Origin of the sequence: Hymenobacter lutimineralis (assembly GCF_008271285.1) — a bacterium.
GTDB classification, from domain to species: Bacteria; Bacteroidota; Bacteroidia; order Cytophagales; family Hymenobacteraceae; genus Hymenobacter; species Hymenobacter lutimineralis.
This window is the reverse complement of sequence record NZ_VTHL01000001.1, coordinates 208772-221591: the sequence shown is the minus strand read 5'-3', so window position 1 is coordinate 221591 and position 12820 is coordinate 208772. Positions and strand designations below refer to the sequence as shown.

The 12820-nt window shown below is 61.3% G+C and carries 9 protein-coding genes; 5 read left to right on the top strand and 4 right to left on the bottom strand.

The window, feature by feature from the left end:
- Positions 1-7: 7 nt before the first annotated feature.
- Complete coding sequence (locus FY528_RS00900; protein WP_168680508.1) at positions 8-1171, bottom strand: glycosyltransferase family 4 protein; 1164 nt, start codon at positions 1169-1171, stop codon at positions 8-10.
- A gap of 116 nt (positions 1172-1287) precedes the next feature.
- Here FY528_RS00900 and FY528_RS00895 point away from each other — a divergent pair, with 116 nt between their 5' ends.
- The 5 genes from FY528_RS00895 to FY528_RS00875 all read left to right on the top strand — a co-directional run bounded on the left by FY528_RS00895 (position 1288) and on the right by FY528_RS00875 (position 9015).
- Positions 1288-2334: an alkaline phosphatase D family protein gene (locus tag FY528_RS00895; protein WP_187631939.1), complete on the top strand. Its 1047-nt coding sequence runs from the start codon at positions 1288-1290 to the stop codon at positions 2332-2334.
- 60 nt (positions 2335-2394) lie between these two features.
- The gene (locus FY528_RS00890) at positions 2395-5409 is read left to right on the top strand and encodes a serine hydrolase domain-containing protein (protein WP_262383872.1); all 3015 of its coding nucleotides are present in this window, start codon (positions 2395-2397) and stop codon (positions 5407-5409) included.
- A 71-nt stretch (positions 5410-5480) separates the two neighbouring features.
- Complete coding sequence (locus FY528_RS00885) at positions 5481-6065, top strand: hypothetical protein (protein ID WP_149069099.1); 585 nt, start codon at positions 5481-5483, stop codon at positions 6063-6065.
- 494 nt (positions 6066-6559) lie between these two features.
- On the top strand, positions 6560-7264 hold the full coding sequence (locus FY528_RS00880; protein ID WP_149069098.1) for a hypothetical protein: 705 nt from the start codon (positions 6560-6562) through the stop codon (positions 7262-7264).
- 119 nt (positions 7265-7383) lie between these two features.
- Complete coding sequence (locus FY528_RS00875; protein WP_187631938.1) at positions 7384-9015, top strand: 3-(methylthio)propionyl-CoA ligase; 1632 nt, start codon at positions 7384-7386, stop codon at positions 9013-9015.
- A 144-nt stretch (positions 9016-9159) separates the two neighbouring features.
- On the opposite strand, the gene FY528_RS00870 is transcribed toward FY528_RS00875, so the two are convergent.
- The 3 genes from FY528_RS00870 to FY528_RS00860 form a co-directional block, all read right to left on the bottom strand.
- Positions 9160-9684, bottom strand: a complete 525-nt coding sequence (locus FY528_RS00870) for a DUF2059 domain-containing protein (protein WP_149069097.1) — start codon at positions 9682-9684, stop codon at positions 9160-9162.
- 71 nt (positions 9685-9755) lie between these two features.
- On the bottom strand, positions 9756-10934 hold the full coding sequence (locus tag FY528_RS00865; RefSeq protein WP_149069096.1) for an acyltransferase family protein: 1179 nt from the start codon (positions 10932-10934) through the stop codon (positions 9756-9758).
- Between the two features lie 79 nt (positions 10935-11013).
- The gene (locus FY528_RS00860; RefSeq protein WP_149069095.1) at positions 11014-12774 is read right to left on the bottom strand and encodes a glycoside hydrolase family 10-like protein; all 1761 of its coding nucleotides are present in this window, start codon (positions 12772-12774) and stop codon (positions 11014-11016) included.
- Positions 12775-12820: the final 46 nt, after the last annotated feature.

Sequence of the window (12820 nt, the reverse complement as noted above, 5' to 3'; positions counted from 1 at the left end):
AAGATAGCTATACCAACACCCGCTCGCGCAACAGGCAATCAGCAAAATACCGGGCCGGATGCGGCACCGTCTGCTGCCGGGCGTATGCGGCCGCCCGCTGGCCCATGGCGCCCCAGTGCTCCCGGTGGTCCCAGGCGCGTTCCAGGGCTTCATCCAATGCCTCGGGGGTAGCCGCCGCCGCCAGAAATCCGGTTTCGTTATCCAGCACCAGCTCGGCATTCCCCCCGGCGGCCGTAATGATGGCGGGCCGGCCACAAAGCATGGCTTCTACCAGGGCCAGGGGCAGTCCCTCGCTGCGCGAAGGCAGCACCAGGGCGTGGTGCGTGGCCCACACCTGCGAAATGTCGGCCACCTGCCCGCCCAGCGTGAGGTTGCGTACCCCCAGCATGGCGGCCATTTCCTCTATGGCCAGCCGGTCGGGGCCACTCCCAAAGAGCGTGACGTGCACGGGCCGCTCCTGCCAGTGCGGCTGGGCCAGCACGCGCAGCAGAATGTCCTGGCCTTTGTCGAGCAGGTTGAGGCGGGCCACGCAGGCCAGGCGCAGTACCTCGCCCCCGGGAAAGGGCAACTCGCCCTGAAAGGGCACCTGAAACGGGTTGCGGATAACCTGGGCCTGGGGCAGCTCAAAGCCCAGCTGCCACTGCGTGAGCTGGCGGTTGTGCTCCGAAACGAAGTAGCAGCGCAGAGCCCCGCGGTACACCTCCTGAGCTTGGTGCCGCTGGTGCGCAGGCGGAAAAAAGAAGTCAATGGCTTTCTGACACACCAACACGTAGGGCACGTTCTGAGCCAGGCACTCCGCGGCAAACTCCACCCCGTCGAAGTTGCAGCCCTGCGACACCACCACCAGGCTTGGCTGAAACCGGGTGAGGGCTTGGCGTATCACCTGGCAGCCGTAAGCGCGTAGGGTAGTCTGGCGCGACGTGGGCAGCAAGCGGTTGGTGAGGCGCGTGCCCCAGGAAGGCGTAGCTTCCAGATCGATAACGGGGCACCCCGCAGCCTGCAGGCGCTTTACGGTGCCGTGCTGGTTGTCGACGGTGGTTTTGAGTACCCGTACCTGGTGTCCCTGCCCCAGCAGCTCCAGCGCGGCCCCCGACCAGAGCTCTTCGCTGCCGCCCCAGGCATCGGAGCAGGAGCTGATGACCAGCAGGCGCAGTACTTCTTTTTCTTTCACAAGGCAGAGGGAAAAACTATAGGTCCCAGGCAGACAGCTGCTGAGCTTGCGCGGTCCTGGCCGACCAAAAATAAAGAATTATGTGCTCACCTTTACGCCAAACTACGAAAGCAACCATGCAGACCGGGAGAGTAACAAGAAACGGAGGGTATGGGCGCCGGGCGCTTTGGCTGCTCCTGCTGCTGGCAAGCTGTACTACAACTACCCAACCGCCAGCCACCGCCGAGCTGCGCCTGGCCTTCGGCTCCTGCAACCGCCAGGACCTGCCCCAGCCGCTCTGGGACGATATTGCGGCCGACAAGCCTCAGGTATGGATCTGGCTGGGCGACAACATTTACGGGGACTCCGACGACCCCAAGGTGCTGCGCCAGAAGTACGAAACCCAGTTCACCCAGCCTGGCTACCGCCACCTGCGCGAGCAGGGCACCCACGTCATTGGCACCTGGGACGACCACGACTATGGCCGCAACGACGGGAACAAGCATTACCCCTTCAAGGCCCAGAACCAGCAGCTAGCCCTGGACTTTTTTGAAGAACCCGCCAGCAGCCCGCGCCGCCGGCAAGAAGGTATTTATGCCGCCTACGAATACCCGGTGGGCCGCCGGAAAGTGAAAGTCATCCTGCTCGACGACCGGTATTTTCAGGACACGCTCTACCGCGATAAAGCCCTGGTGTACCACCCCAACCTCACCGGCGACATTCTGGGGGAAGCCCAGTGGCAGTGGCTGGAACAGCAGCTACGCGGCTCCACGGCCGATGCCCACATCATTGCTTCAGGCATCCAGTTTTTGCCCACCCAGCACCGCTACGAGAAGTGGAGCAACTTCCCGAGGGCCCGCCAGCGCCTGCTGGATTTGCTTGCGGCCACCAAGCCTAGCGGCGTGCTGCTCATCAGCGGTGACCGGCACATCGGGGAAATTTCGCGGCTGACGCTACCGGGGTTGCCGCAGCCTATGCTGGAAATTACGTCCAGCGGCCTCACCCACCCCGCCACCCAAAACCATGGCGAGCCAAACGACCTGCGCGTGGGGCCGCTTATCAACCAGAAGCACTATGCGCTGCTGCGCTTTACAGCCCAGGGTGCGGGCCTGCAGGCCGAAGCCAGCCTGCGCGGGGACTCAGCCCGGGTATTCTACTCTGAGAACCTGACGATAAAGCGCTGAGCTGCGCCACCGGCGGTATTCCGCTAACTTCGCAGCTTCATCGATTTTCCTGCTTTTCGCGTGCCGCTGCTCCGCTTCCTCTCGCTCCTACTCCTGGCTTTTGCGCTGCTGCGCCCCACCGATTCCCTGGCCCAGCGCCGGAAAGTCGCCCCCACCAAGCCGAAACCTGCCGCTGCTACCGCCCAGCCCGCTAAGTTGCCGTTGCCCTTCGCCGCCCAGCTAAGCCAGTCCCGCTGGGTTGACTCAGTGATGCTGACGCTCACGCCCGACCAGCGCGTAGCCCAGCTGTTTATGGTGGCCGCCTACTCCAACCGCCAGCGCATCGATGAGGACTCGGTGTCGGCCCTGATTCAGCAGTACGGCATTGGGGGGCTTATTTTCTTCCAGGGCGGGCCCGTGCGCCAGAGCCGTCTGCTCAACCGCTACCAGAGCCAATCTAAAGTGCCGCTGCTGGTGGCCATGGATGCCGAGTGGGGCGTGGGCATGCGCCTGGACAGCGTGGTGCGCTTCCCATTTCAGATGAGTATGGGCGGCATCGAGGAAAACCAGCTGCTCTACGACATGGGCACGGAGGTGGCGCGGCAGTTCCGCCGCCTAGGTATGCACGTGAACTTCGCCCCGGTGGTCGACATCAACAACAACGCCGCCAACCCCGTTATCGGCTTCCGCAGCTGGGGCGAGGACCGCGCGAACGTGACCGAGAAAAGCTTTCAGTACATGAAAGGCATGCAGGACGCGGGCGTACTGGCGGTGGCCAAGCACTTCCCCGGCCACGGCGACACCGACACCGACTCCCACCTGGCTTTGCCCTTGGTGCGCGTAGATGAGCGCCGCCTCGATACCCTGGAAATGTACCCCTTCCGGAGTTTGATGCGGCGCGGCTTGGGTGGGCTGATGATTGCACACCTCAACATCCCGGCCCTCGACAGTACCGGCACACCCTCCACCCTCTCGCGCCCCATCGTCACGGATTTGGTGCAGCGCAAGATGGGCTTCGAGGGCGTCATCTTCACCGATGCCATGAACATGAAGGGTGTCATCAGCAAGTACCCGCCCGGCGAGGCCGACGTGCGTGCCCTGCTGGCCGGCAACGACGTGCTGGAGTTCAGCAAGAACATTCCGCTGGCTATTCAGATGGTGCGGGCCGCTATTACCCGGGGCGAGCTAACCCAGGCCGACATCGACCAACGCTGCCGCAAGGTATTGGCCCTGAAACAGTGGGCCGGCCTGGACAAGTACCGCCCCATTGAGCTGCGTAACCTTACCCAGGACCTGAACCCGGCCCACGCCCAGTTTCTCAGCCGCCACCTTTCGGAGCTGAGCGTGACCTTGCTGCGCAACCAGAAAAACCTGCTGCCCCTCCCCCGCCTCGATACGCTGCGGCTGGCTACGCTTGCCATTGGTACCAAGGACACCACCGACTTCCAGCGCATGGTGGCCGACTACGCCCCGGTGCGGCACTTCTGGCTTCCGGCCACGCCTACCCTGGATGAGCTGACGCAGATGCGCGCAGCCCTGCGGCCCTACAACACCATTCTGGTGGGCCTGAACAACCTGGGCCGCCTGCCGGCCACCAACTTCGGGGTGACGGCGGAAACCAACGTGCTGCTGCGGGAGCTGGGCGCGGCCCGACAGCGGATGGTGGTGTGCGTGTTTGGCTCGGCCTACGCCGTGACCAAGGTGCGCGACCTGGACCGCGCCGATGCCGTGCTGGTAGCCTACCAGGAAAGCCGCAACGCCCAGGAAAAGGCTGCCGAGCTGATCTTCGGCTCCTTCGGCGCCCAGGGCAAGCTCCCGGTTACAGTCTCCGACCGGTACAGCTACGGCAAAGGCCTGCGCACCCAGCCCGGGCAGCGGCTGCGCTTCGGAGCGCCCGAAGACGTGCAGATGGATGCCCGCCTGGAAGCCCGCGTGGACTCGGTGATGGCCCAGGCCCTGGCTGCCCGCGCTACGCCGGGGGCGCAGGTGCTTATTGCCCGGCGCGGCACGGTGGTGCTGCGCAAAAGCTACGGCACCCACACCTTCGCGGAGCCTGGCAAAGCCGCCCGCCCGGTGCGCAACACCGACCTCTACGACCTGGCTTCTTTAACGAAAGTAGCGGCCGCTCTGCCGGCTCTGATGAAGCTGCAGGACGAAGGCAAGTTCTCCCCCGACAAAACCCTAGGCGAGTATTTCCCCGAGCTTCAGAAAACCAACAAGGCTAATTTGAAGCTGCGCGACGTGCTCACCCACCAAGCTGGCCTGAAAGCCTGGATTCCTTTCTGGAAAGACTACGTGAACAAGCAGGGCCAGCTCCGGCACCGGTTTTTCCGGCAGGATTCGTCGCGGCGCTTCCCCTTGGAGGTGGCTACCGGCGTGTGGGCCCGACGCACCCTGCCCGCCCGGCTGGTAAAGGCCATTGGCGAGTCGGAGCTGAACGCCAAGCCGGGCTACGTGTACTCCGACTTGTCGTTTTACCTCTACCCCCTGCTGGTGCAGCGCCTTACCGGTAAGCCCTTCGACCAGTACCTGCGGGAGGAAATCTACCAGCCCCTGGGCGCTACCACCCTGGGCTTCAACCCCACCAACCGCTTCCCGCTCAGCCGCCTCGTGCCCACGGAGTACGACTCCCTGTTCCGGCGCCAGCTGCTGCACGGCACCGTGGACGACGAGGGCGCGGCTTTACTGGGTGGCCTCTCGGGCCACGCGGGCTTGTTTGGCTCGGCGACGGATCTGGCCAAGCTGGTCCAGCTTTACGCCAACGGCGGGCAGTTTGGGGGCCAGCAGCTTATCAAGCAGGCAACCCTGGCCGAGTACACGCGCTGCCAGTTCTGCCCCCAGAACCGCCGCGCCCTGGGCTTCGATAGGCCCGCCTCACCGCCCGCCGGCAACACCGCCCACGATGCCAGCGCCAGCTCCTTCGGCCACTCCGGCTTCACGGGCACCTATTTCTGGGTGGACCCCGAGCGGGAATTGGTGTACATCTTCCTTTCCAACCGCGTAAACCCCAGCCGCCGCAACAACAAGCTCTCCGATCTGAACGTGCGCACGCAAATTCTGCAGCTGGCTATTGAGGCGGTTCGAAAAAAACAGTAAATTTAGATCCAACCAACCTATCGAAAAGGAGTAATTTCTTTATCCTCAACACTTAATAAGGATTAAATACTATGCTTTCACGTTTTGTTTTATCAATTGCGTTTGTCCATTCATTATTAGCATCATCTTGCAGTAATAGAACGAGTCGCGCACAAAGCGCTTTAGAAGAAATCAATGAAGATTCAGAATTATCGCCCATAATAAATTCAATGATTAATTATGGCGTTTATGATGGTCCTTTCATAGGGGAAGGCAATCAACCCTCCCCTCAGTGGGCTCTTTTTGAGAGGCTTTCAAAAAGAGCTACTCCTAGCCAATTTATCACCTTAACAAATCATGCGTCACCTGTTATACGCTGCTATGCATTTAAAGCTTTAGTAGGAATAAAATCAGATAGTGTGTTCTCTATACTAACTCATCATTTGGACGACACTACCCGCCTGGAAGCAAGCAGTGGATGTTTTATAAATAATGAATTCACTGGAGACGTTATGATAGAACAGGTAATCCCCATATATGAGAGAATGCCGCGCAAAATATCGGCGAAACAGGTGGAATACGTGGACAGCATTTTGCTACACGACCCAAACAATAATTTATCTTCAGTAGTATTTTCTATTAAAAGATTAGAGATGAATAAAAAAATTACCCTTTGATTAGAAGATTAGCCATCCAGCGCAGAATTTGGTCAGCAGTAGATATGCTAGAACGATATAACAAGCCACAGGACAAAGAAATAATTAAATCATTACGTTAATTATCATCTGCACAGAACCAGTTTTAAACCTTATAATCCACGAGCATACTTATTTAATAAGTGGGGCTTTATGGCCAGCCTAGCTTATCTATTATTCCGAGGGCTACAGAGGGTTTGTGGAGGGCAGCACCCTGTGGTACCGCCTGCTATAGGTACGACGCCCCCGACGCTGCGAACCACTACGCATAAACGCAAGCAGGTTTCTTGCTTTTCTACAATTATCAGCCCCATCCCAACAGCCCTTCAACCCACCCTTTCACCGAAGGCACAGCGAAGGCATCCCGAACACAGGCCGAAAGCCGCCTATCGGGAAAGTACCATATCACATACTCATGCTATTGATAGCCGGCCGGTGACCGGGTAAGTTTGCCGCTGTATCCTGTCTGCTGCTGTATGTCTTTACCTTGCACTCCTCTTTTTGCCTGGCCCCGTTCGTTTAAGTTTCAAAAATCGGCGGCGGCGCTGTCAGTAGCAGTTGCTTTGGCCCTCAGCGGCTGCGGCTGGTTTGGGGAAAGCGAAGAAAACCTACCGCATTTCAAGCTCACCGAATTCCAGAAGCAGTGGGCTGCCCCGTACCAAAAGGGGGCCGAGTGGAAGTTCCGCAGCCAGCAAACGGGATATGTGCGCACGTACGTGGTAGAACAGTACAAACACCAGGAGCATAAAATGGGCCCCGGGGGCTGGACGCTGGAAAAAACCCATTATCGGGAGGAAATTGATGCCCTGCTGGTGCGCAAGGACTCGACTTTTGTGCTTCCCGGGGCGTTTCTGTACACGTTTGCGCTGACTGCCCAGGTAGACGAAGGATACTCCGGCTACTCGCACAGCGCCGGTTACTCCAATATCGGCCAGTGTAAAGTGCAAGGCTTTGGGGTAAGCATGTCCTTGCCGCTGCGGGAGCTGGAAACGGGCCAGCTGGCACTCTCGCCGCCCTACTCGCTGCTGCCCCAACTCACCCTGAATGGGCGCACCTACCAGCGGGTTATTTCCCGCATACCCACTACGCCAATGCCCGACGCCGGCCGTCAAGTACTCTATACCCAAGCCGAGGGCGTTTTGCAGTTTGAAGAGTTGGGCCAGGTGTGGGTGCGCGAATAACCCGGCGTGCCCGGTACTGGTACGAAAAGACCAGCTCGGGGTAGTACTACGGCACCGGCACAAACTAGCCATTTTCTGCTTAGCTTGAGGCACTCCTCCCACCTTACCTGCCCTACCCGATGCTAGGAATGATGATGCAGGAGCCCTTGCGCATAGCCGGGCTCATCGAACACGCCGCCAAATGGCACGCCGACACCGAAATTGTGACGCGCCTGGTAGAGGGCGGCATCCACCGCTACACCTACGCCGCTGCTCACCTGCGCAGCCAGCAGCTGGCCAACGCCCTTAAGGCGCTGGGCGTGCAGTGGGGCGACCGGGTGGGCACCCTGGCCTGGAACACCCACCGCCACTTCGAGCTGTACTACGGCGTGTCGGGCATGGGGGCGGTGTGCCACACCATCAACCCGCGCCTGTTCCCGGAGCAGCTGGTATACATCATCAACCACGCCGAGGACCGGCTCATCTTCTTCGACCTTACCTTTCTGCCCCTGGTGGAAAAGCTGGCCCCGCACTGCCCGCTGGTGGAAGGCTGGATTTTGCTGACGGACCGCGCCCACATGCCCGAGGCCACCACCCTGCCCGGCGGGGTGCGCTGCTACGAAGATTTGCTGGCGGCTCAAAAAGCAGAGTTTGCTTGGCCGGTATTCGACGAGCATATGGCCTCTTCGCTGTGCTATACCTCCGGCACCACCGACCAGCCCAAGGGCGTGCTTTACTCCCACCGCTCTACCCTGCTGCACTCCTACGCCGCCGCGTTGCCCGACTGCTTTAACTGTTCGGCACGGGACGTGATTTTGCCCGTGGTGCCCATGTTCCACGTCAATGCCTGGGGCATACCGTACCTGGCGCCCATGATTGGGGCCAAGCTGGTGCTGCCAGGCCCCGGGCTGGATGCGGCCAGCTTGTTCGAGCTATTTGAAAACGAGGGCGTCACGTTCTCGGCGGGCGTGCCCACCATCTGGTTTGGGCTGCTCACGTTTATGCGCGAGAAGAAAGCCCGGTTCAGCTCCCTGCGCCAGATGATTGTGGGCGGCGCTTCCTGTCCGCCGGCTTTGCTCAAGGCCTTTGACGAGGAGCTGGGCGTAACCATTCGCCATGCCTGGGGCATGACGGAAACCTCCCCCCTGGGTACCGTGTGCACCCTCAAGCCCCAGCAGCTGAGCCTGAGCCCCGACGAGCAGTTTGCCATTCAAACCAAGCAAGGCCGCGTCATCTTCGGGGTGGACATGAAGATTGTAGACGACGAAGGCCAGGACCTGCCCCACGACGGCGTGGCCTTCGGCGACCTGCTCGTGCGGGGCCCCTTCATCGTGGCCGACTACTTCCGGAGCGGGAAGCTGGGTGAGCTGACGCCCCAGGGCTGGTTTCGCACCGGCGACGTGGCCACCATCGACCCGGCGGGGTTCATGCAGATTACGGACCGCTCGAAGGACGTTATTAAGTCGGGTGGGGAGTGGATTTCGAGCATCGAGCTGGAAAACCTGGCCGTGGCTCACCCGGCCGTGGCCGAAGCCGCCGTGATTGGGGTGCCCCACAGTAAATGGAGCGAGCGGCCCCTGCTGGTGGTGGTGCGCCGGTCCGGCCAGGAAGTATCGGCCGAGGAGCTGCTGGCGTTCTACGAAGGCAAAGTGGCCAGCTGGTGGACGCCCGATGCGGTGGAATTTGTGGATCAGCTGCCGCACACCGCCACCGGTAAGCTCCTCAAGACCCAGCTCCGCCAGGATTTTGCGGACTACACGCTGGGCGAATAGTTTTTTTTAAGAACGCGTCATGCTGAGCTTGTCGAAGCATCTCTACCGCTTCGTTCGCACGAAATAGTTCAGTAGAGATGCTTCCACAGGCTCAGCATGACATTCGGTTTTTGCTAGGCCTGACGGCCTTATGCAGCTGTGCTGTTACTCCTGCGCTTTCATCTTCTCCTCGATCATGCGCTGGAGCTCCGGCAGGTTTTCCTGCACCCGGCGCTGGCCCAGCTGCATGCCCGCCTGGAGCAGCAAATTCTGCTTGCTCACATACTTCTGCCCGGTACTCGACTGGTAGAACTTGGTAAGTTCCTTGAGCTCTTTCTCCGTGAACTCGCGGGCGTAGAGCTGCACCATCTCATCCTTGAGTGAGGCCCAGCTCATGTACTTGGCCATGAAGGCGCGCATCTCGGGCTCTACTTTCTTAAGGTTGGGGTTTTGCTCCACCTGCAGGGTCAGCATCTGGTCGATGGCCTGATTGGTGGTTTTCTCGGACTGCATCACTTCCAGCAGGCTTTCGGCCGCCTTGCGCTGGCTCGCCGATACGGGGGCCGCCGTTGCGGGCGCAGCCGGGGCCGCGGTAGTATTCTGGGCCTGTATGGCCGGGGCCGTGAGCAACAGCGTAGCAACTACCAATACGCCGCCCCGAAGAGCAGCCGAAAAATCAAACGAAGCCATAAAACAACGATGGGCGTGAACGAAGGTATCAGCCTCGAAGGTCCGAAAAATAACCCGGATGCGTCCGTCGGCTACAGCTTCACTACAATGCGCCGCTGGTATAAGAGCCAGAGCACCCCGTACCAGATAAGCGCGCACACCACCGCACCGGCCAGCGAGGCCACGTAGGGTGAACTGAAGTATGGCACGAAAAACTGCCCATACAGCCAGTCCTTCATAGATACCGGGCTACCACCGGGCCCAGCTACCGTCCAAATATTGAAAGTACGCGCTACCAGCGTGGAGCCCACAAACACGAGCAAGGCATTTACGCCCGCTACTTGCGCCCACGCCAGCCCACGCCGCCAGCCCTGCACGTCGCAGAGCCAGTAGAGCGTGGCCAGCAGGGCCAGCGCCAGCCCGCCCACAAACAGCACGAAGGAGCTGGTCCACAGCGCCTTGTTGATGGGAAACCACAGGTTCCAGAGCAGGCCCAGGGCCGTGAGCAGCACCGCATCCACAAACAACCAGGCTACCTTGGCGGCCGGCTCCACATCCTTGCGGCGCAGCCACTGCCCGGCCAGCACGCCCAGCAGCCCAGTGCCCACAGCGGGCAGGGTGCCCAGCAGGCCTTCGGGGTCCCAGGTGCGGCTGTACTGCCAGAGGTGGTTTTCGGTGAAGACGAGCCGGTCGAGCCAGGCGCCGAGGTTGGTTTCGGGCTCCAGGTTGGCCGGGCCGTGGCCGGGCACGGGCACCAGCTGCATCAGCACGTTATAGCCAATCAGCAGCGCGGCCACTAGCCAGAGCTGCTGCCGGCGCGAAGTATACAGGAACAGGGTGCCGCATATTCCAAACACCAGCCCAATGCGCTGCAGCACGCCCGGCAGCCGTACGGTGCTGAACTCGAAATAAGGCAGCAGCGTCACCAGAATGCCCACCGCAATCAGCAGGCCAGCCCGGCGCCATACCCCAACCACTGCCGCCCGGCGCCGCTCCGGCTCCTGCCGGCTGCGGTCCAGAGCATAAACCGCCGACACGCCCACAATGAACAGGAAAAACGGAAACACCAGGTCGGCCACCGTGCAGCCGTTCCACTTGGCATGCTCCAGCGGCTCGTAGATGTGGCCCCAGTCGCCGGGGTGGTTTACGAGCAGCATCGTCAGCACCGTCAGGCCCCGGAACACGTCCAGGGAAAGCAAGCGGGCGGAGGAAGCCTCTACCAGCGGCTCGGTACCGGTAGTCTGGAAGGCAGCTTGGGTAGTACCGTTCATAGCGAAGCGGGCGGGCAGCACTTGCTACCCAGACCGCACTAAGCTAGCTAAACGGTGGTATTTATAGCTTTTAGCCCGCTTATTTCCCAAACAGCCGCCCGAAGAAGCCCCGCTTTTTCGGCTTTTCCTTCACCTTGACTTTGGTAGGGCCAGCCTGATTGCCGGGCAGCGGGCGGGCCGGGCGGGCGGCAGTGGCTATGGGCTTCTCCGGCAGCGTCTCGGGCAGGGGCGGCGTGGCCGTAGGCGGCTCCTGCGTTATAGCCTCGGGCTGCGGACTCAGGGTGGTCACGCGGGCTGGGCGGCTTTCGTTGTGCAGCCGGTCTACAGCCGTGATGTAGTAGGCATACTCCTGCCCGGCGCGGGCGGCCGTATCCTGCAGCTGCTGCACTTGCCCGGCGCGGTGGCGCACCAGGGCTACAATGTGGCGCGGGTCGTCGGGGCCGGGCGTTTCGCCTTCGGCAAAGCGGTACACCACAAAGTAGCGGGCCTCGTCCCCGTCGGCGGCGGGCGGGCCAGCCTGCCAGCTCAGCCTCACGGGGCCACCGGCGCGGGTGATAAGCACGTTCTGCGCGGACCGGGGCGGCACGGCATCCATCCAGGGCATGGCCGGCACCAGGGCCGGGTAGCGGAACAGGTTCAGGCGCAGGGAATCGGTGGTGTGCAGGGGGTTAGCCATGAGCGAGCGGGCCGAGAAAAACAAGCTGCCACTCACGTCGGTGGGGTACGCACGGTTCATCCGGATCTGCCGGGGCAGCTCGCGGGGGTTGCGCCAGGTGGTGTCGCCGCGGGTATTTTCCAGCATGCGGTACATGCCGTGCCCAATGTAGAGGTGGCGGTCGAAGTGGTTGCGGGCCCACCAGTCAAGGATAGTGGCGTAGGGCACCAGCTTGAAGTTGGAGCTCCAGTACAATTGGGGCACTACGTAGTCAATCCAGCCCTGCTGCAGCCAAAGACGGGTATCGGCATAAAGATTGGCGTAGCTGGGCTGGCCGGCGCGGGTGTCGGAGCCCTCCGGGTGGGCCGACTTGTTCATCCAGACCCCAAATGGGGAGATACCAAACTTCACCCAGCGCTTGGTGTGCCGGATAGAGTCGTGCAGGCTCTCAATCAGCAGGTTGACGTTCTGGCGCCGCCAGTCGGCCAACGCCAGGTTTTGGGGGTTGTAGCGGGCGTAGGCATCCTCGTCGTGGATTTTCTGGCCCGGCTCGGGGTACGGGTAGAAGTAGTCGTCGAAGTGAATACCGTCCACGTCGTAGCGGCGCACCACGTCCAGAATCACCTGGGTGATGTAGGCGCGCACTTCAGGCAGGCCGGGGTTGTAAAGGAGCTTGCCGGCGTAGCGAATAAACCATTCGGGGTGCTGCTTAAACTGGTGGTTGGGAGCCAGCCGCCGCGTCACCGAGTCGAGGGAGGCCCGGTAGGGGTTAAACCAGGCGTGAAACTCCATGCCCCGCTCGTGGGCTTCTTCGATGAGAAAGGGCAGCGGGTCGTAGGCGGGTGAAGGCGCCCGGCCTTGCTGGCCCGTCAGCCACTTGCTCCAGGGTTCCAGCTCGCTCTGGTAAAAGGCGTCGGAGGCGGGGCGCACCTGCACAAACACGGCGTTGATGCCGGCCTGCTGGCCTTTATCCAGCATGCGGCGGTACTCGCGGCGCTGCTGTTCGGGCGTGAGGGTGCGGGAGCTGGGCCAGTCGATGTTCTCTACGGTGGCTATCCAGATGCCGCGCAGCTCGCGCTTGGGCGGCACGGCGTCCTGGGCTACGGCCGGGGCCCCGCAGGCCGACAGCAGCATGATAACCAAACCCCCAACAACAGCCCTACCCGCAGCAAAAAATCGAAACATCAGCACCAGAAACGAGAAATCAGCCCCGAAATTACGCAGCCCAGGC

What these genes read in the sequence shown, in the direction of transcription:
- FY528_RS00895 (WP_187631939.1), top strand. Translation starts at nt 1,288, where the DNA reads ATGCAGACCGGGAGAGTAACAAGAAACGGAGGGTATGGGCGCCGGGCG.
- FY528_RS00885 (WP_149069099.1), top strand. Translation starts at nt 5,481, where the DNA reads ATGCTTTCACGTTTTGTTTTATCAATTGCGTTTGTCCATTCATTATTA.
- FY528_RS00880 (WP_149069098.1), top strand. Translation starts at nt 6,560, where the DNA reads ATGTCTTTACCTTGCACTCCTCTTTTTGCCTGGCCCCGTTCGTTTAAG.
- FY528_RS00875 (WP_187631938.1), top strand. Translation starts at nt 7,384, where the DNA reads ATGCTAGGAATGATGATGCAGGAGCCCTTGCGCATAGCCGGGCTCATC.
- FY528_RS00870 (WP_149069097.1), bottom strand. Translation starts at nt 9,684, where the DNA reads ATGGCTTCGTTTGATTTTTCGGCTGCTCTTCGGGGCGGCGTATTGGTA.
- FY528_RS00865 (WP_149069096.1), bottom strand. Translation starts at nt 10,934, where the DNA reads ATGAACGGTACTACCCAAGCTGCCTTCCAGACTACCGGTACCGAGCCG.
- FY528_RS00860 (WP_149069095.1), bottom strand. Translation starts at nt 12,774, where the DNA reads ATGTTTCGATTTTTTGCTGCGGGTAGGGCTGTTGTTGGGGGTTTGGTT.